The organism is Actinophytocola glycyrrhizae (assembly GCF_042653545.1).
Classification (GTDB): domain Bacteria; phylum Actinomycetota; class Actinomycetes; order Mycobacteriales; family Pseudonocardiaceae; genus Actinophytocola; species Actinophytocola glycyrrhizae.
The window spans coordinates 1-26145 of record NZ_JBHSIS010000028.1 but is presented as its reverse complement, the minus strand read 5'-3'; the positions used below and the strand labels follow the sequence as shown (position 1 = coordinate 26145).

The 26145-nt window shown below is 71.6% G+C and carries 22 protein-coding genes; 15 read left to right on the top strand and 7 right to left on the bottom strand.

What is annotated here, in order from left to right:
• Positions 1-3 precede the first annotated feature (3 nt).
• Both ACFPCV_RS38040 and ACFPCV_RS38035 read right to left on the bottom strand, forming a co-directional pair.
• Positions 4-537, bottom strand: coding sequence for a response regulator (locus ACFPCV_RS38040; RefSeq protein ID WP_378062329.1), 534 nt, complete (start codon positions 535-537; stop codon positions 4-6).
• Positions 534-4823, bottom strand: coding sequence for a HAMP domain-containing protein (locus tag ACFPCV_RS38035; RefSeq protein ID WP_378062328.1), 4290 nt, complete (start codon positions 4821-4823; stop codon positions 534-536). The genes ACFPCV_RS38040 and ACFPCV_RS38035 overlap by 4 nt, the downstream gene beginning before the upstream one ends.
• Before the next feature lie 155 nt (positions 4824-4978).
• Between ACFPCV_RS38035 and ACFPCV_RS38030 the strand changes: the two genes are divergently transcribed.
• The 5 genes from ACFPCV_RS38030 to ACFPCV_RS38010 all read left to right on the top strand — a co-directional run bounded on the left by ACFPCV_RS38030 (position 4979) and on the right by ACFPCV_RS38010 (position 9124).
• Positions 4979-6958, top strand: coding sequence for a SpoIIE family protein phosphatase (locus ACFPCV_RS38030; RefSeq protein WP_378062326.1), 1980 nt, complete (start codon positions 4979-4981; stop codon positions 6956-6958).
• 12 nt (positions 6959-6970) lie between these two features.
• A complete protein-coding gene (locus ACFPCV_RS38025) occupies positions 6971-7312 on the top strand; it encodes an STAS domain-containing protein (protein WP_378062325.1) in 342 nt (113 codons plus the stop codon).
• 90 nt (positions 7313-7402) lie between these two features.
• Positions 7403-7663, top strand: a complete 261-nt coding sequence (locus ACFPCV_RS38020; RefSeq protein ID WP_378062323.1) for a DUF3040 domain-containing protein — start codon at positions 7403-7405, stop codon at positions 7661-7663.
• A gap of 40 nt (positions 7664-7703) precedes the next feature.
• Positions 7704-8609: a TIGR03560 family F420-dependent LLM class oxidoreductase gene (locus ACFPCV_RS38015; protein WP_378062322.1), complete on the top strand. Its 906-nt coding sequence runs from the start codon at positions 7704-7706 to the stop codon at positions 8607-8609.
• Positions 8606-9124, top strand: a complete 519-nt coding sequence (locus tag ACFPCV_RS38010) for a hypothetical protein (protein ID WP_378062320.1) — start codon at positions 8606-8608, stop codon at positions 9122-9124. The genes ACFPCV_RS38015 and ACFPCV_RS38010 overlap by 4 nt, the downstream gene beginning before the upstream one ends.
• Here the strand turns inward: ACFPCV_RS38010 and ACFPCV_RS38005 are convergent.
• Entirely contained in the window at positions 9093-10337 is a 1245-nt protein-coding gene (locus ACFPCV_RS38005) for a pyroglutamyl-peptidase I (protein WP_378062318.1), read from the bottom strand. The genes ACFPCV_RS38010 and ACFPCV_RS38005 overlap by 32 nt on opposite strands.
• Positions 10338-10443: 106 nt before the next feature.
• Between ACFPCV_RS38005 and ACFPCV_RS38000 the strand changes: the two genes are divergently transcribed.
• The 3 genes from ACFPCV_RS38000 to ACFPCV_RS37990 are packed head-to-tail and all read left to right on the top strand — an operon-like array spanning position 10444 to position 12936.
• Positions 10444-11226: a metal-dependent hydrolase gene (locus ACFPCV_RS38000; protein WP_378062317.1), complete on the top strand. Its 783-nt coding sequence runs from the start codon at positions 10444-10446 to the stop codon at positions 11224-11226.
• A 25-nt stretch (positions 11227-11251) separates the two neighbouring features.
• Complete coding sequence (locus tag ACFPCV_RS37995; RefSeq protein WP_378062315.1) at positions 11252-11896, top strand: ThuA domain-containing protein; 645 nt, start codon at positions 11252-11254, stop codon at positions 11894-11896.
• A complete protein-coding gene (locus ACFPCV_RS37990) occupies positions 11881-12936 on the top strand; it encodes a Gfo/Idh/MocA family protein (protein WP_378062314.1) in 1056 nt (351 codons plus the stop codon). The genes ACFPCV_RS37995 and ACFPCV_RS37990 overlap by 16 nt, the downstream gene beginning before the upstream one ends.
• 304 nt (positions 12937-13240) lie before the next feature.
• Here the strand turns inward: ACFPCV_RS37990 and ACFPCV_RS37985 are convergent, their stop codons facing one another.
• A complete protein-coding gene (locus ACFPCV_RS37985; RefSeq protein ID WP_378062313.1) occupies positions 13241-14626 on the bottom strand; it encodes a dihydrolipoyl dehydrogenase family protein in 1386 nt (461 codons plus the stop codon).
• A gap of 126 nt (positions 14627-14752) precedes the next feature.
• Between ACFPCV_RS37985 and ACFPCV_RS37980 the strand changes: the two genes are divergently transcribed.
• Positions 14753-15148, top strand: coding sequence for a MerR family transcriptional regulator (locus ACFPCV_RS37980; protein ID WP_378062311.1), 396 nt, complete (start codon positions 14753-14755; stop codon positions 15146-15148).
• A gap of 114 nt (positions 15149-15262) precedes the next feature.
• Positions 15263-15643, top strand: a complete 381-nt coding sequence (locus tag ACFPCV_RS37975; protein WP_378062309.1) for a VOC family protein — start codon at positions 15263-15265, stop codon at positions 15641-15643.
• Here the strand turns inward: ACFPCV_RS37975 and ACFPCV_RS37970 are convergent.
• Positions 15636-17243, bottom strand: a complete 1608-nt coding sequence (locus ACFPCV_RS37970) for an acyl-CoA dehydrogenase family protein (RefSeq protein ID WP_378062308.1) — start codon at positions 17241-17243, stop codon at positions 15636-15638. The genes ACFPCV_RS37975 and ACFPCV_RS37970 overlap by 8 nt on opposite strands.
• Before the next feature lie 25 nt (positions 17244-17268).
• Here ACFPCV_RS37970 and ACFPCV_RS37965 point away from each other — a divergent pair, with 25 nt between their 5' ends.
• The 4 genes from ACFPCV_RS37965 (at position 17269) to ACFPCV_RS37950 (ending at position 21642) form a co-directional block, all read left to right on the top strand.
• A complete protein-coding gene (locus ACFPCV_RS37965) occupies positions 17269-17997 on the top strand; it encodes a PaaX family transcriptional regulator C-terminal domain-containing protein (protein ID WP_378062306.1) in 729 nt (242 codons plus the stop codon).
• A 15-nt stretch (positions 17998-18012) separates the two neighbouring features.
• A complete protein-coding gene (locus tag ACFPCV_RS37960) occupies positions 18013-18471 on the top strand; it encodes a GNAT family N-acetyltransferase (RefSeq protein ID WP_378062305.1) in 459 nt (152 codons plus the stop codon).
• A gap of 26 nt (positions 18472-18497) precedes the next feature.
• Complete coding sequence (locus ACFPCV_RS37955) at positions 18498-19220, top strand: HAD family hydrolase (RefSeq protein WP_378062303.1); 723 nt, start codon at positions 18498-18500, stop codon at positions 19218-19220.
• 73 nt (positions 19221-19293) lie between these two features.
• Positions 19294-21642: a glycoside hydrolase family 65 protein gene (locus ACFPCV_RS37950; RefSeq protein WP_378062301.1), complete on the top strand. Its 2349-nt coding sequence runs from the start codon at positions 19294-19296 to the stop codon at positions 21640-21642.
• 133 nt (positions 21643-21775) lie between these two features.
• Here the strand turns inward: ACFPCV_RS37950 and ACFPCV_RS37945 are convergent, their stop codons facing one another.
• Positions 21776-24760 (bottom strand): glycine--tRNA ligase, encoded by a 2985-nt coding sequence (locus tag ACFPCV_RS37945; RefSeq protein ID WP_378062396.1) that lies wholly within the window; start codon positions 24758-24760, stop codon positions 21776-21778.
• Between the two features lie 51 nt (positions 24761-24811).
• Here ACFPCV_RS37945 and ACFPCV_RS37940 point away from each other — a divergent pair, with 51 nt between their 5' ends.
• The gene (locus ACFPCV_RS37940; protein ID WP_378062299.1) at positions 24812-25636 is read left to right on the top strand and encodes an alpha/beta hydrolase; all 825 of its coding nucleotides are present in this window, start codon (positions 24812-24814) and stop codon (positions 25634-25636) included.
• Here ACFPCV_RS37940 and ACFPCV_RS37935 read toward each other — a convergent pair.
• Positions 25620-25922 carry a WhiB family transcriptional regulator gene (locus ACFPCV_RS37935; RefSeq protein ID WP_378062394.1) on the bottom strand — a complete coding sequence of 101 codons (303 nt, stop codon included), beginning with the start codon at positions 25920-25922 and terminating at the stop codon, positions 25620-25622. The two genes, ACFPCV_RS37940 and ACFPCV_RS37935, sit on opposite strands and share 17 nt — an antisense overlap.
• Positions 25923-26145 lie beyond the last annotated feature (223 nt).

Here is a 26145-nt window from a genome sequence, read left to right as displayed (position 1 = left end):
CGTTCAGATCCGGACTCGTGCGTACCGCGCCTGCGCGTCCCGCAGCACTCCGGCCGCGCCGTCCTCGTCGCCCGCCCCCAGCAGTGACAAGGCCTTCGACAGCGCCTCGTGCAACGCCATCCGCTCCACCGCCTGCACGGTCAGCTCGGCGCTCTTGAGCCACAGCTCGATGAACACGGCCACCTTGGAGCGCAGCACCCACGGGTCGAACGGCTTGGTGATGAAGTCGACGGCGCCGATCTGGTAGCCGCGGAACGCGAGGCGTGCGTCGTAGTTCAGCGCGGTCAGGAAGATGATCGGGATGTGCCGCGTGCGTTCCCGCTGCTTGATGTGGGTGGCGGTCTCGAAGCCGTCCATGCCGGGCATCGACGCGTCCAGCAGGATCACCGCGAAGTCGTCGACCAGCAGGCGTTTCAGCGCCTCCTCGCCACTGGTGACGGCGACCGTCTCCACCGCGAGCCCCTGCAGGATCGCTTCCAGGGCAACAAGGTTCTCCCGCCGGTCGTCGACCAGCAGTGCCTTGGCGGAGACGGTCACTCCGCCACCGCCCACGACGACACGACGTCGAGCAACTGGTCCAGGTCCACCGGTTTGGTGACGTAGTCGTCCGCGCCGGCCTGCAGGCTCGCCTCCCGGTCCTCCGGCATCGCCTTGGCGGTCAGGAACACCACCGGTGTCTGCGCGCCCGCGGGCAGTTGGCGGATGCGTCTCGTGGTCTCGTTCCCGTCCATGTTCGGCATCATCGCGTCCATCAGGACGATGTCGACCTCCGGGTGCTCGCCGAGCAGCCGCACCCCGTCGGTGCCGTTGTCCGCGTACAGCACGGTCATCCCGTGCAGTTCCAGCGCACTGGTCAGCGCGAACGCGTTCCGCACGTCGTCGTCGACGAGCAGCACGGTCACCCCGGTCAGCTCGCGTGCGACCGCGGGCACGCCGACCGCGGACCGCAGGATCGGCGTGCCGATCGCGGGCAGCCCGTCCTCGGTGGTGACGAGCGAGGTGAGCCGCTTCGGTGTGGCGCCCGGCAGCACCAACGGCACGAACAGCGTGAAGGTCGATCCGGCGCCCAGTGTCGACTCCACGGCGATCGAACCGCCGAGCAGCCTCGCCAGCTCCTTGGAGATCGACAGGCCTAGCCCGGTGCCGCCGTAGCGCCTGCTGGTGGTGCCGTCGGCCTGCTGGAAAGCCTCGAAGATCATCTCGAACTTCTCGTCGGAGATGCCGATCCCGGTGTCCCGCACGGAGAACGCGACCGCGTCGCTGCCCTTCGGCAGCACGGTCAGCGTGACCGTGCCGCGCTCGGTGAACTTCACCGCGTTCGACAACAGGTTGCGCAGGATCTGCCCGAGCCGCTGCGCGTCGGTGACCACCGAGGCGGGCGTGCCGTCGGCGACCAGCACCTCGAAGGTGAGGCCCTTCTCCTCCGCCTGCGCCCCGAACGCCCGCCGCGCGTCGGCGACGACCTCGGCGATGTCGACCGGGCCCGGCTCGATGGTCACCCGGCCCGCCTCGATCTTCGACAGGTCGAGGATGTCGTCGATCAGCGCGAGCAGGTCGGTGCCCGCGTTGTGGATCGTGGTGGCGAACTCGATCTGCTTCGGCGACAGGTTCTCGTCCGGGTTGTCCGCGAGCAGGCGGGCGAGCAGCAGCAACGAGTTCAGCGGCGTGCGCAGCTCGTGGCTCATGTTCGCGAAGAACTCGGACTTGTACTGGCTGGCGAGCGCGAGCTGCTGCGCGTTCTCCTCCACGCGCCGCCGCGCCGCCTCGATCTCCAGGTTCTTGATCTCGATGTTGCGGTTCTGCTCGGAGAGCAGCGACGCCTTGTCCTCCAGTTCCGCGTTGGTGCGCTGGAGTTCGGCCGACTGGTTCTGCAGCTCGACCGCGAGCCGCTGCGACTGGCCGAGCAGCTCCTCGGTGCGCAGGTTCGCGCGGATCGTGTTGATGGCCACGCCGACGGTCTGCACGAGCCGTTCGAGGAACGCCAGGTGCAGCTCGGAGTAGTCGCCGACGGACGCGATCTCCAGCACGCCGACCGGCTCGCCCTCCACCAGCACCGGCACCTCGGCCAGCACGGACGGTGTGAACGCGCCCATGCCGGAGCGGATCGGGGTGAAGCCCGCGCGGGAGTCGCGCACGACGATCGGCTGCTTGGTCACCCCGGCCTGCCCGACGAGGCCCTCACCGTGGCCGAAGCTGACCTGGACGTCGTCGGTGCCAAGGCCGTAGGACGCGGCGAGCCGCCACGTCGGGACACCGCCGTCGGCACCGAGGTAGAACGCGCCTGCCTGGGCGTTCACCAGCGGCACGACCTCGTTCATGATCATCTGACAGACGGCGGTGAGGTCGCGCTGCCCCTGCAGCAGCCCACCGATGCGGGCCAGGTTGGAGTCGAGCCAGTTCTGGTTCGCGTTCTCCGCGGTGGTCTCGCGGAGCGTCACGATCATCTGGTTGATGTTGTCCTTCAGCTCGGCGACCTCGCCGCTGGCCTGCACGCCGATCTGCTGGGTCAGGTCGCCCCGGGTCACGGCCGTCGAAACGCCCGCGATCGCGCGGAGCTGGATGGTGAGCGTGGTCGCGAGCTGGTTCACGTTCTCGGTCAGGTCGCGCCAGGTGCCCGCCACGCCCTTCACCTGCGCCTGACCACCCAGCTTGCCTTCCGTGCCCACCTCACGGGCCACGCGGGTCACCTCGTCGGCGAACGACGAGAGCTGGTCCACCATCGTGTTCACGGTCTTCTTGAGCGCCAGGATCTCGCCCTGCGCGTCGACGGTGATCTTCTGCTTCAGGTCACCCTCGGCCACCGCGGTCGCGACCTGCGCGATGTTGCGGACCTGGCTCGTCAGGTTGGACGCCATGTAGTTGACGTTGTCGGTGAGGTCGCGCCAGGTGCCGGCCACGCCCTTCACCTGCGCCTGACCACCCAGCTTGCCTTCCGTGCCCACCTCACGGGCCACCCGCGTGACCTCGTCGGCGAACGACGAGAGCTGGTCCACCATCGTGTTCACCGTCGACTTCAGCTCGAGGATCTCGCCCTGCGCGTCGACGGTGATCTTCTGCGACAGGTCGCCCTTCGCCACGGCGGTGGTCACCTGCGCGATGTTGCGGACCTGACCGGTCAGGTTCGACGCCATGTAGTTGACCGTGTCGGTGAGGCCGCGCCACGTCCCGGCCACGCCCTTCACCTGCGCCTGACCACCCAGCTTGCCCTCCGTGCCCACCTCACGCGCAACCCGCGTCACCTCGTCGGCGAACGACGAGAGCTGGTCCACCATCGTGTTCACCGTCGACTTCAGCGCCAGGATCTCACCCTGCGCGTCCACGGTGATCTTCTGCGACAGGTCACCCTCGGCCACCGCCGTCGCGACCGACGCGATGTTGCGAACCTGACCGGTCAGGTTCGAGGCCATGTTGTTCACGTTGTCGGTCAGGTCGCGCCACGTCCCGGCCACGCCCTTCACCTGCGCCTGACCACCCAGCTTGCCCTGCGTGCCCACCTCACGGGCCACCCGGGTCACCTCGTCGGCGAACGACGAGAGCTGGTCCACCATCGTGTTCACCGTCGACTTCAGCGCCAGGACCTCGCCCTGCGCGTCCACCGTGATCTTCTGCGACAGGTCACCCTTCGCCACCGCCGTCGTCACCTGCGCGATGTTGCGCACCTGGTCGGTCAGGTTCCCCGCCAGCTGGTTCACGCTCTCGGTCAGGTTCCGCCACGTGCCGGACACGCCCTCGACCTGAGCCTGCCCGCCGAGCTGCCCCTCGGTGCCCACCTCACGGGCCACCCTGGTGACCTCGTCGGCGAACGACGAGAGCTGGTCCACCATCGTGTTCACGGTGTCCTTGAGCGCCACGATCTCACCGCGCGCGTCCACCGTGATCTTCTGCGACAGGTCGCCCTTCGCCACCGCGGTCGTCACCTGCGCGATGTTGCGCACCTGGTCGGTCAGGTTCGCGGCGAGCTGGTTCACCGCGTCGGTCAGGTCCTTCCACGTCCCGGCCACGTTCGGCACGGTCGCCTGGCCACCGAGGCGGCCCTCGGTGCCCACCTCGCGGGCCACCCGCGTGACCTCGTGCGCGAACACCCGCAGCGTGTCGGTCAGCGAGTTGATCGTCTCGGCCAGCTCCGCGATCTCGCCGCGCGCGCTGACGGTGATCTTGCGGGACAGGTCGCCCCTGGCGATGGCCGTGGCCGCCGTGGAGATCGACCGCACCTGGTTGGTCAGGTTGGACGCCATCGTGTTCACCGAGTCGGTGAGCGCTCGCCAGGTGCCGGACACGCCGTGCACGTCGGCCTGACCACCGAGGATGCCCTCGGTGCCCACCTCACGCGCCACCCTGGTGACCTCGTCGGCGAACGACGACAGCTGGTCCACCATCGTGTTCACGGTCCGCCCGATGCGGTCGAACTCACCCCGCAGCGGCCTGCCCTCGATCTCCAGGGCCATGTGCTGGGACAGGTCACCCTCGGCGACGGCCGCGATCACCCTGGCGATCTCCGACGTCGGCCGTGCGAGGTCGTCGATCAGCGAGTTCACGGCGACCGCGCCGGACGCCCACGAACCGTCGAGCTGGTCGGAGTCCATCCGCTCCGTCATCCGGCCCTCGCGGCCGACGACTCTGCTGATCCGCAACAGGTCGCGGTTGCGGCGTTCCTGCAGCTCCATCACCGCGTTGAAACCGTCCACGACCTGGCCGGCAAGGCCCGCGCGACGTGCGATGCGCACGTCGAACTGGCCCTTGCGGACAGCGGTCGTCGCCGCCACGAGTTCCTCCAGCAGACCGTCGAGGTCCTGCTCGGGGGCCGTGACGTCTGGTGCGGACATGAGTCGCCTCCAGTAGTTCGCGCTTGCACAGAGTCTACGAGCGTGCGAATTCCGGCCCGGGAACGAGCGGGAAGCGACCCCGTCACCACCGTCTGCCGCCACCCGGCAGACTGCTGAGACACAACCGACACAATCGACTCCGGGGAGGCGGATCCGTGCGGCCTCCGTTCGTACGACGTGCCAGGTTCCCTGGTGACGCCGGCGCGCCGAGCGCGGCGCGCCGGTTCCTGCGGTCCGCGCTCGCCGAGGCGGAGCTCGACGAGCTGGCCGACGACGCGGTGCTGCTCACCAGCGAGCTGTGCGAGAACGCGGTGCTGCACGCGGGCACCGGCTTCACCGTCGACCTCACCGCGAACGGCATCGAGCTGACCGTCGCGATCACCGACCAGGGCTCGACGCCGATGGAGCTGCGCAGGGTTGTGCCACCGGCGGCGGGCTCGCGCCGCGCCACCCACGGCCGGGGGCTGCTGCTGGTCGACACGGTCGCCGCCGCGTGGGGCAGCAGGCACGACAGCGACGGCCACCGCGTGTGGTTCACGCTGCGGGCCACCACCCCGCCATCGGAACCCGCCGCACCCGCCGCACCCGCCGCCTCGGCGTGGCCCGACCCGGAGACCGCGCGCTGGCTGCTGCACCTGCCGTCGCCACCCGCACAGCTGCCGGTGCTGGTGACCGAGCTGCTGCGCCGCCTGTGCGACGTGCTCGGCGCGGCGGGCGGCACGGTCGTGCTGGCCGACGACACCGGCGAGGAGCTGCTCGCCACGTACGGCGAGAAGGCGGGCGACGAGGTGGTGACCGCGCTGCCGCTCGAACCGCCGAGGTCGGGACGGCTGACCGTCTACACCGATGCGCCGGGTGCCACCGAGCTGGCGGTGCTGACCGCGCAGCGCGTCACCCTGGCCGTCGAGGCGGACAAACAGCACAGTGCGGACCGCGAGCAGTGGCTGTGGATGTCCTACCTGGCCGAGGCGACCGAGATGTTCGGCAACTCCCTCGACGTGCGGCTGACCGCGGCGATCGTGCCGCAGGTGCTGGTGCCGCGGCTGGGCCGGTGGTGTGCGCTGCACCTGCTCGACGAACGGGGCAGGTTGCGGCTCGAGGCGCTCACCCACGTGCGCGAGGACGAGATGGCCGAGCTGCGGTCCTGGCTCGCGCCGCTCAGCGAGGACGGCGGCGCGCTGACCACCCTGCTGGCCGACGGCACCCAGGCCGCCGGGCTCGGTGCGCCGCTCGACGGGGTCGCGGTGCCGCTGCGGGTCGGCGGCCGCACCATCGGCACGGTCAGCGTCGGCAGGCCAGTCGAACGCGTGCACCGGCCGGAGGAGCTGCTGATCCTCACCGAGCTCGCGCGCCGGGCGGCGCAGTCACTGGACAACGCGCAACGCGACAGCGCCCACGCGGCGACCTCCCAGGCACTCCAGCAGGCGCTGCTCCCCCGCGCGCTGCCGGTCGCCGACGGCGTCCGGTTCGCGGCCGCGTACCTGCCGGTGAGCGCGGGCGCGGACGTCGGCGGCGACTTCTACGACGTGCTGGCGCTCGGCGAGGACCGCTGGCTGGCGGTCGTCGGCGACGTGTGCGGCAAGGGCCCGCGCGCCGCTGCCCGCACCGGCCTCGTCCGGGACGTGCTGCGTGTCCTGCTGCGTGACGGCCAGCCGCTGGACCGGACCTTCGAGCTGCTCAACGAGATGATGCTGGAGGCAGGCGACCCGTCGCAGTTCGCGACCGTCGCGCTCGCGCTCATCACGCGCCAGGACACCACGCCGACCTCGCTCGCGGTGGAGCTGGTGCTCGCCGGGCACGAGCAGCCCGCGCTGGTGCACGAGGACGGGACCGTGAGCTACCTCGGCACGCACGGCAGCGCGGTCGGGCTGGTGCGCCGGTTCGCGGTACACCCGACCCGGCACGTGCTGATGGCGGGCGACACGCTCGTGTTCTACACCGACGGCGTGACCGAGCACCGCCGCGGCGTGGACCAGTTCGGCCAGGACCGGCTCGCCGACGCACTGCGTCGCGCGACACCCAGCACCGCGGACGGCGTCATCGCCGCGGTGCGGCAGGCCGTCGACGACTTCTCCCCGGAGCCACACCGCGACGACATCGCGATCGTGGCCGTGCAGGTCCCCTCACAGGCGTAGAAAGGACTTCCCGTGTCAGAGAACGTGCGGTTGCGTATCGCGAGACCGGCGCCGGACTGTGTGGTCCTGACCGTGTTCGGAGAGATCGACCTGGTCACCGCACCAGAGCTCGCCAGCGCGCTCGAGGACCACCTGGACGGCACCCCCTGCGTGGTCGTCGACCTGACCGACGTGACGTTCTTCGGGTCGCTCGGCCTCGCGACCCTGGTCCGCCTCAGCACGCTCGCCGAGGCGAACGGCGTGCGGCTCGCGCTCGTGCCTGGCCCGCTGGTGCTGCGGACGATGGAGCTGACGAGGACCGAGGAGATGTTCTTCGTCTACGAGTCGGTCGCCGACGCGCGCCGGTACCACTGACGGGGGGTTTGAACCGCCGGGAGCGGGTAACCGGCCGACGTCAGGACAGCGCGGCGGGGCGAGGCCCGGCCACGAGCGTGGGAGTCGGCAATGCTCAGCCACGACGAAGACCGGCATCTGCAGGAGATCGAGCGCTGGTTCGAGGAGTCCGATCCGGCGTTCACGAGGATGCTGCGGGAGCACCAGCCACCGCCGTCGAACAAGATGCGGACCGCGGGCACGATCGCGGTGGACGTGACCGGTGCGCTGCTGTTCCTCACCGGTGCGGTCGCTGCGAGCGCCATCCTCATGGTGTTCGGCATCCTGACCGTCGGCGTCGGCGTGTGCCTGCACCTCTCGGCGCAGCCGTAGCGTTCGCGGCGTCGTTTCGCGGAGGCGCAGAATGGCGGTCATGGATCTCCGCATCATGACCGAACCGCAGCAGGGTGCCTCCTACGACACCCAGCTCACGATGGCGAAGGCGGCCGAGGAGCTCGGCTTCTCGGCCTGGTTCCGCTCCGACCACTACCTGCACATGTCCGGCGACGGCATGCCAGGACCCACCGACGCGTGGGTGACGCTGGCCGGCCTCGCCCGGGAGACCTCGGCCATCCGGCTCGGCACGATGGTCACCGCCGGGACGTTCCGCCTGCCCGGTGTGCTCGCGATCCAGGTGGCGCAGGTCGACCAGATGTCCGGCGGCCGGGTCGAGATGGGGCTCGGCACCGGCTGGTTCGAGGCGGAGCACCGCGCGTACGGCATCCCGTTCCCGTCGGCGCGCCACGCCCGGCTCGCCGAGCAGCTCGAGATCGTGACCGGCCTGTGGTCGACGCCCGTCGGCGAGAAGTACACCTTCGACGGGAAGTACTACCAGCTCACGGATTCCCCCGCGCTGCCGAAGCCGGTCCAGTCCCCGGTCCCGGTGGTCGTCGGCGGGCTCGGCCCCACCCGCACCCCCGCGCTCGCCGCGAAGTACGCGCACGAGTTCAACGTGCCGTTCGCCTCCCCCGCGGACACCGCGGCGCAGTTCGGCCGCGTCCGCGAGGCCGCGGCGGGCCGTGAGCTGGTGTACTCCGCCGCGGTCGCGACATGCGTCGGCAGGAACGACGCCGAGGTGGCCCGCCGCGCCGCCGCCATCGGCCGCGAGGTCGACGAACTGAAGGCCAACGGCGCCGCGGGCAGCCCGCGGGAGGCGGCCGCGAAGCTGCGCCAGTACGCCGACGCCGGCGCGACCCGGGTGTACCTGCAGATCCTCGACATGACCGACCTGGAGCACCTGGACCTGATCGCGTCCGAAGTCCGGCCGCTGCTGGGATGAGCCCGCGCGGGGCGGCAGCACTCGGGGACGGGTGGCACGTGGGGGTCGTCGCCGAGGTGGCCGGGGACACCGGGGTCGTACTGGACGTGCTCGGGGTGGCACGCGGGCGGCGGTTCCACACCGGGCGCATGGCGATGCCCTCCGGTGTGGCCTATCTCGTGGTCGCGCCTTCTGGCGCCGCGTCGGCCGGGGTGCTGCTCGACCGCTACGACCCGGCGGTCGTCGTGCTCGTCGGCGGCGGCGGGGCCGTGGTCGTCACGCACGCGGGCGCCGGTCCGGTGCGCGACGCGGTGAGCGCGTTCTTCTCCGCTGCCGGGGAACCCGCCGCGCTGCCCGGTTTCGGTGGTGCGCCGTCGTTCCACGTCACGCGCGGGCCCGAGGCCGCGCCGCCGTTCGAGCCGGGTGCCACCGCGCGCGGGCGGCCGAGGGCATGGGCGGTCGTGCGCGGTGACACCGCGCACGCCGCCCAGGCACTGCGTTACCTCATCCCTTACCTGCCGCTAGCGCGACTGTGAGCACCGCGCGGATCTGGTCGACGATGTCACGCTGGTTCTGTTCGAACACCGGGTCGGTCAGCTCGGTCGTGTTGCCGGGACCGAACTGCAACACCGGTGTGTGCAGGTGCCCGCCGGGGGTGGTCAGGCCGAGCGCGTCCCGCAGCAGCGTCGCCCGGTACGCGATCTCGTTCGACAGGTAGTCACCGCCGCCCCCGGCGCGGGCCACCGAACCCGGCGTCGGGCCGGTCGGCGACACCACCGGCACGGTCTGGCCGGCGGGGATCTCGGTCACCGACGTGTTGTCGTAGACCGGGAAACGGCCGGTCGGGGCGGCGACGATCGCCGCGTACGGCAGTGTCGTCGGCACGAACTCCGGCGCCGGGAGCACCGTCGGCACCCCGGCCGGGATCGGGATCACCCCGGTGCGCGACACGTTGTCGTTGTCCGGGTAACCGCCGCGCCAGCGGCCGTTGTACCGCTCGACGTCGAAGCGGCCGACGCGGCCCTGGCTGACCGTGGTGAACAGGTCGACCCTGCCGAGCCACGGCTGGACCGTCCGCTCCACCACGCCCGCCGCGAACGGGTCCCACAGCACCGGGAACATCGCGGTCTCGACCCGGGCCGGGCCCGCCGCGGTCTGGAGCACGGTGCCGTCGAGTGCGAGCGCGTTGACACCGGAGGGGTTGCTGCGCCGGATGTCCTGGTCCAGCTGGAACGGGTCGAAGCCGGTCACCAGCACCTTGCGCGTGTTCCTCGGGTAGGCGATCGAGTCCTGGCCCCTGGACGCCCTGTCCAGCGCGTCGACGAGCGCCGCCCGGTCCGCGGGCGTCAGCGCGAACGACGGTGTCCACTGCCGCAACGCCTTCGTCAGCTGCAGCCGCGCCCAGTACAGGGGACGGTCGTCGGTCACGGGCAGCGTGCCAGGCGGCAGCTTGCCCTGTGCCCGCGCCACCGCGGCGGACCACAGCGCGCGGCCCTGCACGCTGATCGCCGCGGCGGCGGCCCTGCGGTTGGGCAGCAGGCACAGCGACGGCGTGAACACGCGCTCGAAGCGGTCGAAACCACTGCGCCGCAGGATCTCCGCCGTCGCGGGCAACGCGAGCCGCCGCTCCTCGACGGTGAGCGGTGCGGCCGGGTCCGCGCAGATCGGGGCCGCGGCCGCGGTCGTGGTGGGGACGAGTGTTCCGGCCAGCCCGAGGAAGGCGGCCGCAAGCAGGGTGCGAACTCTCATGCCGGTCATCCTCGCGCACCCCGCAAGACTTTCGGCGTGCCATGGACGTGCCCGGTCCGCCGCCCCCATAATTGATCATCGACGACGAATGATGGGGGCGCCGCCGATGATGGGCCGAACGCACGCGCTGACCGGTTGGTGCGCGGGGCTTGCCGTCGCGGAGTTCGTCGGCGCGGCCTCGATCGAGCAGGCGGTGCTGTTCGCCGTCACCACGGCCGGGTTCGCGCTACTGCCCGACCTCGACCACCCGCACGCACGCGCGTCCAAGCTGCTCGGCCCGATCTCCCGTGCGGTGTCGTGGTTGTTGCGGCACGCGTCGGCCGCGCTCTACTCGGTCACGAAGGGCCCGCGCGACGAACGCAAACGCGGCACGCACCGGCACCTGTCGCACACCGTGCTGTTCGCGGTGGGTCTCGGCATGGCCGCGAGCGCGGGCACGGAGGCGGGTGGCCCGTACGCGGTCGCCGCGGTGGCCGTGCTGGGGTTGTTGCTGGCCCAGGACGCGCTCGGCGACTGGATGATCGTCGTGTCCGCGGCCGCGGTGGTGTGGTGGCTCGACCAGGCCGGGCCCGACCCGCTCGCGGACCTCGGCGAGCTGTCCGGCCTGATGGGCTTCGCGGTCGCGGTCGGCTGCATCACGCACTGCCTCGGCGACGCGATCACCGAGTCCGGCTGCCCGTTCCTGTTCCCGATCCCGATCGCGGGCGAGACGTGGTACGAACTGCGGCCGCCGAAGGTACTGCGGCTGCGCACCGGCAAGCGCGTGGAGCGCCTGCTGGTGTTCCCCGTGTTCACGGTCCTCGGGCTGCTGCTGATCCCCGGCGCGTGGGAGTTCGGCGCCGAGTTCGTGGAGCGCATGTTCACCCCGCCGGTGGAAGCCGCCCAGTGAGTCCGCGCGCGGATACTGTGTGGGCATGGCTGTGAAACGAGCGCTCGTGGTGCGTGGTGGCTGGGACGGCCACGACCCGGTCACGACGACCGACCGGTACGCGGGGTTCCTGACCGAACAGGGCTACACGGTCACCGAATCGTCCACTTTGGACTCCTATCTCGACGACCTGACCGGGACCGACCTGATCGTCCAGTGCTGGACGATGGGCACGATCACGTCGGCCCAGCTCACGGGGCTCCTCGCGGCGGTGAGCGCGGGTACGGGGTTCGCAGGCTGGCACGGCGGGATCGTGGACGCGTTCCGCGACCAGCCCGGCTACCACCTGCTGACCGGCGGCCAGTTCGTCCACCACCACAGGGACTTCGTGTCCTACGTGGTGCACCCGGTCGGCAACCACGAGGTCGTCGCGGACATGGGGCCGTTCGAGGTGCACAGCGAGCAGTACTACGTGCACACCGACCCCGGCAACGAGGTGCTGGCGACCACGGAGTACCTGCCCGACCCGGACCGGCCGGAGATCGGCACGCCGACGATGCCGGTGATGTGGGTGCGGCGGCACGGCGCCGGCCGGGTGTTCGTGACGACGATCGGTCACCGGATGGCCGACCTGGCGGTGCCGCCCGTGCACGAGACGATCACGAAGGGCCTGCTGTGGGCGACACGCTGAGGGTCGGGCTGGTCGGCATCGGCAACATCAGCCGCCAGTACCTCGACACGCTCCCCCGGCTGCCGGGGGTGTCGCTGGTGGCGGCCGCCGACCTGGACCCGGCACGCACGGTGCCGGACGTGCGGATGATGCGGCCCGCCGAGCTCTACGCGGCCGACGACGTGGACCTGGTGCTGAACCTGACGATCCCGAGGGCGCACGCGGCGGTCGCGCTGTCGGCGATCGCGGCCGGGAAGCACGTGTACAGCGAGAAGCCGCTCGCACTGTCCACCGAGGAGGGGCGGGAGGTGCTGGCCGCGGCTTCCTCGGCCGGGGTGCGGGTCGGCTGCGCGCCGGACACCGTGCTGGGCACCGGCACGCAGACCGCGCGCCGCTGCCTGGACGACGGCGCGATCGGCACACCGGTGGCGGCGACGGCGTTCATGGTGACGCCGGGGCACGAACGCTGGCACCCGGACCCGGAGTTCTACTACCGGCCGGGCGGCGGGCCGCTGTTCGACATGGGGCCGTACTACTTGACCGCGCTGGTGACGCTGCTCGGTCCGGTGCGCAGGGTGACGGGCCTGGCGTCGACACCGCGCGCGTCGCGGGTGATCGGGAGCGGTCCCCGGGCGGGCACGGAGTTCCCGGTGGACGTGCGCACCCACGTGGCCGGTGTGCTGGAGCACGAGAACGGCGCGGTCACCACGCTGATGATGAGCTTCGACGTGTGGGCCGCGAACCTGCCGCACATCGAGGTGTACGGCACGAACGGCGCGCTGTCGGTCCCGGACCCGAACGGCTTCGCCGGCGAGGTGAAGCTGTACGAGCCAGGCAGGGAGTGGCGCACGGTCCCGGTGAGCGCGGGCCACCGGAACGCGGGCCGCGGCACCGGAGTGGCGGACCTGGCCACCGCACTGAGGACGAACACAGAACACCGCGCGAACGGCACCCTGGCCTACCACGTACTGGACACCATGGAGTCCCTGCTGCAAGCAGCAGAACAAGCCCAAACCCAAACCGTCACCAGCACCTCCCCCCGCCCAACCCCAGTCCCCTGAAACCCCGCGAGTCCCCCGTTCAAAACCCGCGAGTCCCCCGTTCAAAACCCGCGAGTCCCCCGTTCAAAACCCGCGAGTCCCGCGTTCAGGACCGGCGAGTTCCCCGTTCAGGACCGGTGAGTCGACGGTTCGGACCAGCGAAGGGCCGCACGAACCGCCAACTCACCGGTCGCGAACGGGAGACTCGCGGGTTCCGAACGGGAGACTCACCGGTCGCGAACGGGAGACTCGCGGGTTCCCAACGGGAGACTCGCGGGTTCCGAACGGGGGACTCGCGGGTTTGCATGGGGGTCGAGTCGGTGGGTCAGGCGAGCTTGGCGAGTGCGTCCTCGATCGCGCGGTGGAACGTCGGGTACGCGTAGATCATCTGGCGCAGCAGCTTGACCGGCACCTCCGCGTGCACGGCGACGACGAGTGCGCCGAGCACCTCGCCACCGTTGGGGCCCGCTGCCGTCGCACCGACGAGCACCCCGCGGTCGGCGTCCTCGACGACCTTGACGAACCCGTTGTTGCCGACCTTGTGCACGAACCCGCGCGAGGAGCTCGGCAGCTCGGACAGCCCGACCCGCACGGTGAGGCCCTTGTCGCGGGCTGCGGCCTCGGAAAGGCCGACCGAGCCGATCTCCGGGTCGGTGAACGTGACCCGGGGGGTGGCGCGGTAGTCGGCGACCTCCGCGCCGTCACCGTCGGTGCCGAGGATGTCGGCGGCGGCGATCCTGGCCTGGTACATCGACATGTGCGTGAACGCGCCGTGCCCGGTGATGTCGCCGATCGCCCACAGGCCCTCGGCGGCCCGCATCCGCTCGTCGACGGTGACGCCGCGGGCACTGTCGTCGAGACCGGCGGCGGCGACGCCGAGCGCCTTCATGTCGGTCTTGCGGCCCGCGGCGACGAGCATGCGGTCGGCGTTGACGGTCTCGCCGTTGTCGAGCTTCACCTGGAACTGCCCGGACTCGAAGCTGACCCGCGCGGCGGACAGCCCGGTGCGGACGGTGATGCCCTCCTCCGCAAACGCTTTCGCGAGCAGCTCACCCGCCTCCGGCTCGTCGGCCGGGACCAGGCGGTCGGCGTGCTGGACGATGGTGACCTTGGCGCCGAAGCGGGCGAACACCTGCGCGAGCTCGCACCCGACGGGCCCGCCACCGAGCACGATGAGCGATCCCGGCACCTCCTCGACGGCGACGGCGTCGCGGTTGGTCCAGTAGGGAGTCTCGGCGAGCCCGTCGACCGCGGGCACGGCCGGGTCGGTGCCGGTGTTGAGGACGACCCCCCGGCGGGCGGTGAGCACCCGCTCGTTCCCGTCGGGAGTGGTGACGGTGACCTCGCGGGGCCCGGTGAGGCGGCCCCAGCCGCGCACGAACGTGCCGCCCGCGTTCTCGAACCGCTCGACGGCGGCGCCGTCGTCCCAGTTGTCGGTGGCCTCCTCGCGGATGCGGCGGGCCACGGGCGCCCAGTCCAGGGTGACGTCGGCGGCGCCGGCCAGCAGCGGCACCCGCCGGGCCTCGCCGAGCGCGTCGGTGGCACGGATCATCATCTTCGTCGGGATGCACGCGTAGTACGGGCACTCGCCGCCGACCAGGCGCCCGTCCACCCCGACCACGTCGAGCCCGGCCCGCGCGAGCCGCGCGCCGACGTCCTCACCGCCGGGCCCCATCCCGACCACGACCACATCGACCTCGGCACCCGGCATGAACCATCACTCCCACAGCTCGGTTTGGCCCTCGCGCGGCGTTGACGATGCCGCATCCGGGGATGGTCCGGCCAGTCGGGTCCCGACTTGACATGGGAGTGCGGTCCAAGGTTTACCGTCGGGTCCATGCGAGTCGCTGAACTGGCCGCGGCGGCGGGCGTCGCGCCCGACACGGTGCGGTACTACGAGCGGACCGGACTGCTGGCCCCACCGCCCCGCACCCCCGGCGGCTACCGCGCGTTCCCCGAGTCCGCGCTGGACCGGCTGCGGTTCATCCAGGGCTGCCAGCGCCTTGGCCTCCGACTGAGGGAGATCGGGGAACTGCTGTCCCTGCGCGACACGGGCGAGTGCCCGTGCGAGCCGGCGGAGACCCTGCTGCGCCGCCGGATCACGGAGATCGACGAGGAGACCGCCCGGCTCGCGGCACTGCGGTCCGACCTCGTCCGCATGGTCGACTCGCTCCCCGACGGCCCGTGCATCGACCCGGAGCCGGGCAACTGGTGCGCACCCGAGAGGAGGTGACCCGATGACCGACGACTGCTGCGACACGGACTGCTGCTCGACAGGCTGCTGCTGAGTGTCACCACACCGGCGAGGCGCCCGCCGGTGTGGCCGCGCACAGGGCAGGATCGGGCCATGGCACACCTTGGGCTCGTCGCGTTGCTGGTGCGCGACTACGACGAGGCGATCGACTTCTTCACCGGCGCGCTCGGGTTCACACTCCGCGAGGACCTGCCGCAGGGCGACAAGCGCTGGGTGGTCGTCGACCCGCCAGGCGGGCAGACCGGGCTGCTGCTCGCCCGCGCGGTCGGCGCCGAGCAGGAGGCCAGGGTCGGCGACCAGCACGGCGGGCGGGTCGGGTTCTTCCTCAACGTCGACGACTTCGCCGCCGCGCACTCCCGCATGATCGCCGCCGGGGTGCGTTTCGAGGAGGAACCGCGCACCGAGGTGTACGGCACGGTCGCGGTGTTCCGCGACCTCTACGGCAACCGCTGGGACCTGCTGCGGCTCACATGACCCTGGCGATGATCGCCTTCGTGTCCACCCCGGAGGGCAGCGTGCCGAACGCGACCCCCCAGTCACCGTCAAGACGGGACGCGCAGAACGCGTCGGCGACCGCGGGGTGGCCGTACCGGACCAGCAGGGAACCCTGCAGCGTCAACGCCATCCGCTCCACCAGGCGGCGTGCCGTTGCCTGGTCGGGACCGGCGGCCAGCCGCTTGCGGAGGTCGGCGACCGCCGAGTCGAGCCGGGCGTCGGCGCCCGCCGCGGTGTCCACCTCCGCCAGGAACGCCTCAACGGTACCCATGGCACGCAACACGTCCAGCGCCGCCACGTTGCCGGAGCCCTCCCAGATGGAGTTCAGCGGCGCGTCCCGGTAGAGCCGTGGCATGCCGGACTCCTCGACGTAACCGTTGCCGCCGAAGCACTCCAGCGCCTCGGACGCGTGCGCGGCCGCCCGCTTGGTCACCCAGTACTTGCTGACCGCGAGGCCCAGCCTGCGGAACGCCGCCTCGGACTGGTCACCGGCCAGCGCACGGTCGGTCGCGCCGGCGAGCCGCATCGCCAGCGTCGTCGCGGCCTCGGACTCGACCGCGAGGTCGGCCAGCACGTTGGCCATCAGCGGCTGGTCGACCAGGTGCGCGCCGAACGCCTGCCGGTGTGTCGCGTGGTGGACCGCCTGCACGACACCGAGCCGCATGCCCGCCGCGCCGCCGATCACGCAGTCGAGCCGGGTCATGTTGACCATCTGGATGATCGTGCGGACGCCATCGCCCTCGTCGCCGACCAGCCACGCGACCGCGTCGTCGTACTCCACCTCGGACGACGCGTTGGACTTGTTGCCCAGCTTGTCCTTGAGGCGCTGCAGGTGCATGCGGTTGCGGGTGCCGTCGGGCAGGACGCGCGGCAGCAGGAAGCACGACAGCCCGCCCGGCGCCTGCGCGAGCACGAGGAACAGGTCGCACATCGGCGCGGAGGTGAACCACTTGTGGCCGGTCAGCAGGTAGCTGCCGTCGGGCCGCGGCACCGCGCGCGTGGTGTTGGCGCGGACGTCGGAACCGCCCTGCTTCTCGGTCATCGACATGCCCGCGGTGAGCCCGCGCTTGGTGTCCGGCACGCGCAGACCGGGGTCGTAGGTGGTCGCGGCGAGCAGCGGCTCGTACCGGTCGGCCAGCTCCTTGTCGTGCCGCAGGGCGGGGACCACCGCGTAGGTCATGGAGATCGGGCAGCCGTGCCCCGCCTCGACCTGCCCCCACGTGTAGAAACGGGCCGCGCGAGCGGTGTGCGCGCCCGGCCGGTCGTCGCGCCACGGCGCCGCGTGCAGGCCGCGCTCGACCGCGACGGTAATCAGTTCGTGGTAGGCCGGGTGGTACTCGACCTCGTCGATCCGGTTGCCGTAGCGGTCGTGCGTGCGCAGGACCGGCGGGTGCTCGTTGGCGAGCCTGCCCCACTCCTGGGCCTGCTCGCCGCCCGCGAGACGGCCCAGCTCGCGCACCTCGTCCTCGGCCCAGGCCGCACCGTGCCTGCGCAGGCCCTCGATGAGCGCCTCGTCGGCGGCGACGTCGTGCCCGGTGAGCGGCGGGACCTGGTTCGTGACCACGTGTGTCGACGGCATGGTGGTGATGTTACATTTCTTCGACATGCGACACCAGAGCGTAACGCGCCCGTTGACCGCCAGGTCCGCGGTGCTGAGCACGCTGCTGGGCGCCCACCCCCCGCGCCTGCCCGCCCGCAGCCTCGTGCGGGTCGGCGAGCTGTTCGGCATCGCGGAGGGCACCATCCGGGTGGCGCTGTCCCGGATGGTCGCGGCAGGCGACCTGACCCAGGTCGACGGCGACTATCAGCTGACCAGCAGGCTGCGCGACCGCCAGGCGCGGCAGGACCAGAGCCGTTCCCCTTCGACGATCCCGTGGAACGGCGACTGGGAGATCGCGGTGGTCACCGCCGCCCGCCGCTCCCCGGCCGAACGCACCGCGTTCCGCACCGCGATGACCGGACTGCGCCTCGCCGAACTGCGCGAGGGCACGTGGCTGCGCCCGGCCAACCTCGTCCGGGAGCGGCCGGGAGCGGTGGTGGAGCAGTGCACGTTCCTGTCCGGCCGCCCGGAGACCGACGTGACGGGCACACTGTGGGACCTGCCGGGATGGGCGGCACGCGCACGCGAACTGGAGTCGGCGCTCGACGAGGCCACCGACCTCGCGTCGACGTTCATCCTGGCGGCGGCGGTTCTGCGCCACTTCCTCGCCGACCCGCTGCTCCCCCCGGAACTGCTCCCCCGCGACTGGCCCGGCACCCGCCTGCGCACCCGCTACGAGGAGTTCGACGAACGCTTCGTGGCCACACTGCGAAAGCACATCGGCGTGGACTGATGGCAGAGTGGCGGTGTGCGACTGCGACCCGCGCGGCCGGGCGAAGCGGCCTTGCTCAGCGCGCTCGCCCTGCGGTCCAAAGGACACTGGGGTTACGACGACGCGTTCCTCGCCGCCTGCCGGGACGAGCTGACCATCGCCGAGGGTGAGGTGGCGGCGCGGCGCACCACGGTGGCCGAGCTGGACGGCACCGTCGTCGGCATGTACACCCTCGACGGCGGGCCGCCCGCCGCCGAGCTGGGGCAGATGTTCGTCGACCCGGGGCACATCGGGCGCGGGGTCGGGCGGGCGCTGTGGACACACGCGGTCGAGTGCGCCCGTGCGGCGGGCATCCACACCCTCACCATCGACGCCGACCCGTTCGCCGAGGCGTTCTACCTCGCCATGGGCGCGACCCGGACCGGGAGCGTGCCGTCGGGGTCCGTCCCGGAGCGGGAGCTGCCGCGACTCACCTTCTCGACGTCGGGCGGCTGATCGCGGCGGCAGGTAGCGTGCACATCGTGATCGGCTTGCCAGACCACATCACCGCATGCCTGTTCGACCTCGACGGTGTCCTCACCGGCACCGCCGCGCTGCATCGCGCGGCGTGGAAGGAGACCTTCGACCCGCTACTGGTGGCACGGGGGCTGCCGGAGTTCACCGAGGCCGACTACAACAACCACGTCGACGGCCGCCCGCGCTTCGACGGCGTGCGCACCTTCCTGCTCTCCCGGGGCATCGACCTGCCGGAGGGGCCGCCGGACGCGGAGCCGTCGGACGACTCGGTCCAGGGCGTCGGCAACCGCAAGAACGTGCTCGTGCAGCAGATCATCGCCGAGCGGGGCGTCAACCCCTTCCCCGGTTCCGTGCGGTACCTCGACGCGGCGAAGAAGGCCGGGCTGCGGATCGCGGTCGTGACCTCGTCGGCCAACGGCGAGGCGGTGCTCAACGCCGCCGACCTGTCCGGGTACGTCGAGGCGCGGGTCGACGGCCTGGTGATCGCCGAGCGGAAGCTCCACGGCAAGCCCGCGCCGGACTCGTTCGTCGCGGGTGCCGAGGCGCTGGGCACCGCACCTGCCAACGCGGCCGTCTTCGAGGACGCGCTGTCCGGTGTGCAGGCCGGGAAGGCGGGCCATTTCGGGTTCGTCGTCGGTGTCGACCGGGTCGGCCAGGCCGACGAGCTGCGCGCGCACGGCGCGGACATCGTCGTCACCGACCTCGCCGAGCTGTTGGGAGACTTGTGAGCGGAGCTTGCGGAGCGAACCATCGGACACAGGGCGGCCGCGAGCGGCGCCCCGGAGCCTGCGAGGGGTCGTCGTGAGTCACGGGTTTCAGGTCGATCCCTGGGAGCTGCGCTGGAACTCGCTCGATCTCGGTGCGCTCGAACGCACCGAGTCGGTCTTCGCGTTGTCCAACGGGCACATCGGCATACGCGGTTCCCTCGAGGAGGGCGAACCGAGGGTTCTGCCCGGCACCTACCTGAACGGCTTCTACGAGCAGCACGCCCTCCCCTACGCGGAGGCGGGCTACGGCTACCCGGAGGACGGCCAGACCGTCGTCAACGTCACCGACGGCAAGATCATCCGGTTGCTGGTGCAGGACGAGCCGCTCGACATGCGGTACGGCCGCGCGGTCGAGCACCACCGCGTCCTGGACTTCCGGTCCGGCACGCTGCGCCGGGACACCGTGTGGGAGTCGCCGACCGGCAGGCGTGTGCGGGTGCGCACCGAGCGGCTGGTGTCGTTCACCCAGCGCGCCGTCGCCGCGATCCACTACGAGGTCGAGCCGCTCGACGGCGACCTGCAGCTGGTCGTCCAGTCCGATCTGCTGGCGAACGAGCCGATCGAGACCGCGTCGAAGGACCCGCGTGTGGCCGCGACCCTCAACTCGCCGCTCGTCGCGGAGGACGCGTTCGCGCAGGACCGGCACGCCGTGCTCGTGCACCAGACCCCCAAGTCCGGGCTGCGGGTCGCCGCCGGGATGAACCACGAGCTGGACACCGACGACGGGCTGCGGTGCGACATCCACGCCGAGGCGGACCTCGCGCGCCTGACCGCGGCGGTCGACGTGCCGTCGGGTTCGCGGCTGCGGGTCACCAAGTACGTCGCGTACGGCTGGTCGGCCCGCCGGTCCGCGCCCGCGCTGCGCGCGCAGGTGGACGCCGCGTTGTCGGGTGCCATGCAGACCGGCTGGGCGGGGCTGCTCGCCGAGCAGCGCGCGTACCTCGACGACTTCTGGGCCTCGTCCGACGTCGAGATCGATGGCGACGCGGAACTGCAGCAGGCGGTGCGGTTCGCGTTGTTCCACGTCCTGCAGGCGGGTGCCCGCGGCGAGCTGCGCGCGATCCCGGCCAAGGGCCTCACCGGGCCCGGCTACGACGGTCACACCTTCTGGGACAGCGAGACCTTCGTGCTGCCGGTGCTCACCTACACCGTGCCGGAGGCCGCCCGCGACGCCCTCCGCTGGCGCCACTCGACGCTCGACAAGGCCCGCGAACGCGCGGACGCGCTTGGCCTGCGCGGCGCCACGTTCCCGTGGCGGACGATCAACGGTGCCGAGTGCTCGGCGTACTGGCCCGCGGGCACCGCGGCGTTCCACGTGTCGGCCGACGTCGCCGACGCGGTCGTCCGGTACCTCGCCGCCACCGACGACGTCGAGTTCGAACGCGACCACGGCGCGGAGATCCTGGTGGAGACGGCACGGCTGTGGTGCTCGCTCGGGCACCACGACCTGCACGGCGGGTTCCGCATCGACGGTGTCACCGGACCGGACGAGTACTCCGCGGTGGTCGACAACAACGTGTACACCAACTTGATGGCGCAACGGAATCTGCGCGAGGCGCTGGCGGTGTGCGAGCGGCAGCCCGCGGTCGCGGAGCGGCTCGGGGTCACCGACGACGAGTCGAAGGCGTGGCGTACGGCCGCCGAGAAGATGGTCGTCCCCTATGACGAGATGCTCGGGGTGCACCCGCAGTCCGAGCGGTTCACCGAGCACGCGCGGTGGGACTTCGAGAACACGCCGGAGGAGCACTACCCGCTGCTGCTGCACTACCCGTACTTCGACCTCTACCGCAAGCAGGTCGTGAAACAGGCCGACCTCGTCATGGCCATGTACACGCGCGGCGACCACTTCACGCCGGAACAGAAGATCCGCAACGTGGACTACTACGAGCCGCTCACCGTGCGCGACTCGTCGTTGTCGGCGTGCGTGCAGGCGGTGATGGCCGCCGAGGTCGGCTACCTCGACCTCGCGTACGACTACTTCGCCGAGGCCGCGCTGACCGACCTGCACGACCTGCACGCCAACGTGCGCAACGGACTGCACATCGCGTCGCTCGCCGGTGCGTGGACGGTCGCGGTCGCCGGGTTCGGTGGCATGCGTGACCACGAACGGTCGCTCGCGTTCGCGCCGCGGCTGCCGGATCAGCTGACCCGGCTCGCGTTCCGCCTGACCTACCGGGAAAGCCGGTTCGCGGTGGAGATCGACCGGGACAGCGCGTCGTACACGCTGCTGGAAGGGCCGTCGCTGACGGTCCGGCACCACGGCGAGGGGGTACCGCTGGCACTCGGCGCCGTCGAGCGGCGGCCCATCCCGGCGCTACCCGCACGGAAAGCGCCGAGCCAGCCGCATGGGCGCGCACCCCACCGGCGCACACCCAAGATGTAGGTCCCTGGAGCAACACCACTTCTCGCGGGGCCGGACCGACGCCTTGGGCTGTCGCAGACCTGCCCGTCCGGCGAGGACAACCGCCACGAGCAGGACAACGGAACAGCGAAGAACCCCGCGCCACCAGCCGGGGTCACTCAGGGGCGAAACTGGTCCCCAGAGCCTGCCAGTCCAGGACCGGTGCGGCCAGGTCCCGGATCGTCGCCAGCAGTCCCAGCCGGGCGGCTCGGACACCGGGATCCTCCGCCATCACGAGGATGTCGTCGAAGAACGTGTTGATCGGGGCGGTGAGCGGGGTGGCGGCCAGCACGAAGTCGGCCAGCGCCGGAGCGGTCATGGCGTCCTTCGCCTTCACCAGTTCCTGGTGCAGCGCGGCCTCCGCGGGCTCGGTCAGGCCCGCCGGGTCGTACTCCGCGCGGGTGTCGGCCGGGACGATCCTGCGGACCCGCTGCAAAGCCGCCACCAGGGCAGCGAACTCCGCATCCCCGGCCCGCTGCTCGATCTCCCGCAACGTGGCTTCCGCGGCGGCGGGCGCGCCGGCCAGCGGAAGGACCGCCGCCACGTGGCGGTGGTCGTGCCCGGCGTCCAGCAGCTGCTGTTCGTACCGCCGGACGACGAACTCCTCCACCTCCGCCAGTGTCCCGTCCCGCACCTCGATGCCCTGTGCCCGCACCTGGGCCGCCGCCGAGGACAGGCCGCGAGCCAGGGTGATGGGCGACAGTTCCGGGTGTGCGCGCAGAATGGCGATGACTCCCGCCGCCGCCCTTCGCAGGCCGAACGGGTCCGAACTCCCGGTGGGGACGGCACCGACGGCGAACAGCCCGACCAGCATGTCGAACCGGTCCGCCAGTGCCAGTACCGCGCCGGGGAGCGTTGCCGGCGGGCGGTCCGCCGACGAGCGGGGGCGTTCCATGTCGAACAGTGCCTCGGCGACCGCCTTGGGTTCGCCGGAGCGGGCCGCGTACTCGCGGGCCATGACACCCGCGAGGCTGGTCAGTTCGATGACCATCTGTGAGGCCAGGTCGAACTTCGCCAGTGCCGCCGCGCGGTCCAGGGTGGAACGGTCCGTTGTGGACAGTTCGGTGCCCAGAGCGCCCGCCACCGCAGCGATGCGGGCGGCACGGTCGGCCATCGAGCCGAGCTTCTCCTCGAACGCCAGCCTTGCCAGGCCCGCCTTCATGGTCTCCGGGGCCACCTTCAGGTCCGCGCGCCAGAAGAAGCTCGCGTCCTCGTAGCGGGCCCGGAGCACGCCCTCGTTGCCCGCGCGCACCGCGTCCCGGTCACACGCGCCGTTGGCCACCGCGACGAAGTGGGGCAGCAGCTCCCCCGACGCCGTGCGCACCGGCAGGTAGCGCTGGTGCTTGCGCATGACCGTCGTCAGGATCTCCTGCGGCAGCTCGAGATACGTCTCCGAGAAACCACCCAGGATGGCGTTGGGCTCCTCGACCAGGTTGGTGATCTCGTCGATGAGGCCGGCCTCGGCGCCCTCGTCGATCGTGCCGCCCACCGTGGCCGCCAGGTCCCTTGCCGCCTTCAGGATCTGTTCGCGGCGGACCGGCCCCGACGCGACGATGCCGTGCTCCGCGAGGAAACCGAGGTAGCCGCCTGCCGTGGCGACCGGGACCACCGGCTCGGCGGCCGTGCGGTGCACGCGGGTGGTGCGGCCCGCCGTCAGCGACGACGCCGTCACCGGGATCTCCTGGTCACCGAGCAGTGCCACCAGCCAGCGGACCGGCCTCGTGAACGACAGCTTCCTGTCGTTCCACCGCATGTTCTTGTCGGCGCGCAGCTCCGCGACCACCTCGCCGAGCACACCGCTCAGCACCTCGAGCGCGCCGCGCCCGTGGTCGGTCTTCGTCACGCCGACGTACTCGACGCCGTCCTGCTCGACGCGTTCCAGCTCCGACGGATCGATCTTCTGGCCGCGTGCGAAACCCTGCGCCGCCTTCGTCGGCGCGCCGTCGGCGTCGAACGCCGCCTGGGCGCGCGGGCCGCGGACGAACCGCTCCGCGTCCGGCTCACGGGGGGCCACGTCGTCGGCCAGCACCACGATGCGGCGCGGGGTCGCGTGCGCCACCACCTCGCCGTGGTCCAGCCTGGTGGCCGCCAGCTTCGCCGCGACCGCGTCGCGGACCGCGGCCGCGCTGCGGGTCACCTCGTGCGGCGGCAGTTCCTCGGTGCCGATCTCGAACAGCAGCGGCGCGGGAGCCGTCACCTCCGCGAACGACGACGGCGCGGTCGCGGCGTCCGGGAGCGCCGACACGCCGAGCGGGTGCCCCAGCTCCTCGCGGCGCTCCGCCCACAGCGCCGACACCTCGCGGGCAAGGCCGCGCATCCTGGCGAACGCCCTCGCACGCTCGGTCGTGGAGACCGCGCCGCGGGAGTCCAGGACGTTGAACGTGTGCGAGCACTTGAGCACGTGCAGGTGGGCGGGCACGGGCAGCCGCGCGTCGAGCATGCGGCGCGCCTCGTTCGCGTAGTCGGCGAACAGGCGCTTCTGCGTCTCGACGTCGGCGTCGTCGAGGTAGAAGCGGCTCATCTCGTACTCGGACTGGCCGAACGCCTCGCCGTAGGTGATGCCCGGCGCGTACTGGATGTCCTTGAAGTGGCTGACGCCCTGCAGCGCCATGATGATCCGCTCGACGCCGTAGGTGATCTCGACCGACACCGGGTCGAGGCTCATGCCGCCCGCCTGCTGGAAGTACGTGAACTGGGTGATCTCCAGCCCGTCCAGCCACACCTCCCAGCCAAGGCCCCATGACCCCGTCGCCGGGTTGGCCCAGTTGTCCTCGACGAAGCGGATGTCGTGGGCGTCGATGTCGATGCCCAGTGCCGTCAGGCTCCGCAGGTACTGCTCCTGCGGGTCGCCCGGGTCGGGCTTGAGGATCACCTGGAACTGGGTGTGCGTCTGCAGCCGGTTGGGGTTCTCACCGTACCGGGCGTCGTCGGGCCGCACGCTGGGCTCGACGTAGGCCACCCGCCACGGCTCCGGACCGAGCACGCGCAGGATGGTCGCCGGGTTGAGCGTGCCGGCACCGACCTCGGTGTTGAACGGTTGCACGATCATGCAACCCCGGTCGGTCCAGTACTTGGTCAAGGCGAGCAACGCGTCCTGCATGGTCAGCACCCACAAAACCCTAATGAAAGGCACTTCGGGGACACTGGGCGGGTGCCTCGATGGGTGTGGGTCGGCGCGACCGTGGTGGTCGTCGCGGTGGTGGTCGTGCTCACGCTGGCGTACGCCTTCCAGCGGAAGCTGATCTACCTGCCCTCCGGCGGGCCGGTGCCGCCTGCCGCGCAGGTGCTGCCCGGTGCCCGCGACGTGCGGCTGACCACCGCCGACGGACTCACGCTCGGGGCATGGCACGTCCCGCCCACCGGCCCCGACCTGGGGTTCACTGTCCTCGTCGCGAACGGCAACGGAGGCGACCGGACCCACCGGACCGAGCTGGCCGCGGCGCTGCGGGCAGAAGGGCTCTCAGTGCTGCTGTTCGACTACCGCGGGTACGGCGGCAACCCCGGCGACCCCAGCGCGGACGGGCTCGCGCTCGATGTCCGGGCCGCCCGCGACCACCTGGTCGACGAGCTGCGCGTGCCGGGGAACCGGCTGGTCTACTTCGGGGAGAGCCTCGGCGGCGGGGTGGTGACCGAGCTGGCCGTCGAGCACCCGCCGGCCGCGCTGCTGCTGCGGTCCCCGTTCACCGAGCTGGCCGACACCGCCGCCGAGCACTACCCGTTCCTGCCGGTGCGCATGCTGTTGCGCGACCGCTTCCCCGTCGTCGAGCACGTGCGGCGGATCGACGTGCCGACGACCGTGGTCTACGGGTCGGCCGACTCGATCGTGCCGCCCGCGCAGAGCCGGGCGGTCGCCGACGCGGCGGCGGGCCCGGTTCGGGTCGTGGCGGTACCGGGCGCAGACCACAACGACCCGGTCCTGCTGGCCGGGTCGCGCGTGGTCGATGCGGTGGTCGAGCTGGTCAACCCGCCTCGCTGATCTGCAGTTTCTTGCGGTGGGCGTAGGCGGCGCGGCGCTCGGACTCGTCGAGCCCGCCCCAGATGCCGTAGGGCTCGTACACGGTCAGCGCGTGGTGGCGGCACTCCACGATGACCGGGCAGCCTCGGCAAACCTCCTTCGCCCGCGCGACCCGTTCTTCCCTCGCCTGACCGCGCTCGGCCCGGGGATGGAAGAACATGTCGCTGTTCTGGCCGCGGCAGGCAGCCAGTCGCTGCCAGTCCCATGTTTCCGAGATCGGACCGGGCAGCCGGGAGACGTCCACCATGGCTGGCTCCTTCACACCTTCGCGCTTGACCTGTTCGCCGGTGAGGTACCCGGGTGGTTCGGGACGCAAACTTCGCATGCCGAAAGTGGTGGGACGGGTGCGTCGTGGCTGGAAAGGGGCCATCATGACCATGACGCAACGGCCAGGTGGAGGGCAGTAGCAGTGGCGCGACCGATCTGGAGCGGAGCCATCAACTTCGGGTTGGTGACCATCCCCGTCGAGC

What these genes read in the sequence shown, in the direction of transcription:
- ACFPCV_RS37975 (WP_378062309.1), top strand. Translation starts at nt 15,263, where the DNA reads ATGGCACACCTTGGGCTCGTCGCGTTGCTGGTGCGCGACTACGACGAG.
- ACFPCV_RS37965 (WP_378062306.1), top strand. Translation starts at nt 17,269, where the DNA reads ATGCGACACCAGAGCGTAACGCGCCCGTTGACCGCCAGGTCCGCGGTG.
- ACFPCV_RS38005 (WP_378062318.1), bottom strand. Translation starts at nt 10,337, where the DNA reads ATGAGAGTTCGCACCCTGCTTGCGGCCGCCTTCCTCGGGCTGGCCGGA.
- ACFPCV_RS38020 (WP_378062323.1), top strand. Translation starts at nt 7,403, where the DNA reads ATGCTCAGCCACGACGAAGACCGGCATCTGCAGGAGATCGAGCGCTGG.
- ACFPCV_RS37935 (WP_378062394.1), bottom strand. Translation starts at nt 25,922, where the DNA reads ATGGTGGACGTCTCCCGGCTGCCCGGTCCGATCTCGGAAACATGGGAC.
- ACFPCV_RS37985 (WP_378062313.1), bottom strand. Translation starts at nt 14,626, where the DNA reads ATGCCGGGTGCCGAGGTCGATGTGGTCGTGGTCGGGATGGGGCCCGGC.
- ACFPCV_RS37970 (WP_378062308.1), bottom strand. Translation starts at nt 17,243, where the DNA reads ATGCCGTCGACACACGTGGTCACGAACCAGGTCCCGCCGCTCACCGGG.
- ACFPCV_RS37945 (WP_378062396.1), bottom strand. Translation starts at nt 24,760, where the DNA reads ATGCAGGACGCGTTGCTCGCCTTGACCAAGTACTGGACCGACCGGGGT.
- ACFPCV_RS38000 (WP_378062317.1), top strand. Translation starts at nt 10,444, where the DNA reads ATGATGGGCCGAACGCACGCGCTGACCGGTTGGTGCGCGGGGCTTGCC.
- ACFPCV_RS37995 (WP_378062315.1), top strand. Translation starts at nt 11,252, where the DNA reads ATGGCTGTGAAACGAGCGCTCGTGGTGCGTGGTGGCTGGGACGGCCAC.
- ACFPCV_RS38010 (WP_378062320.1), top strand. Translation starts at nt 8,606, where the DNA reads ATGAGCCCGCGCGGGGCGGCAGCACTCGGGGACGGGTGGCACGTGGGG.
- ACFPCV_RS38035 (WP_378062328.1), bottom strand. Translation starts at nt 4,823, where the DNA reads ATGTCCGCACCAGACGTCACGGCCCCCGAGCAGGACCTCGACGGTCTG.
- ACFPCV_RS38015 (WP_378062322.1), top strand. Translation starts at nt 7,704, where the DNA reads ATGGATCTCCGCATCATGACCGAACCGCAGCAGGGTGCCTCCTACGAC.
- ACFPCV_RS37980 (WP_378062311.1), top strand. Translation starts at nt 14,753, where the DNA reads ATGCGAGTCGCTGAACTGGCCGCGGCGGCGGGCGTCGCGCCCGACACG.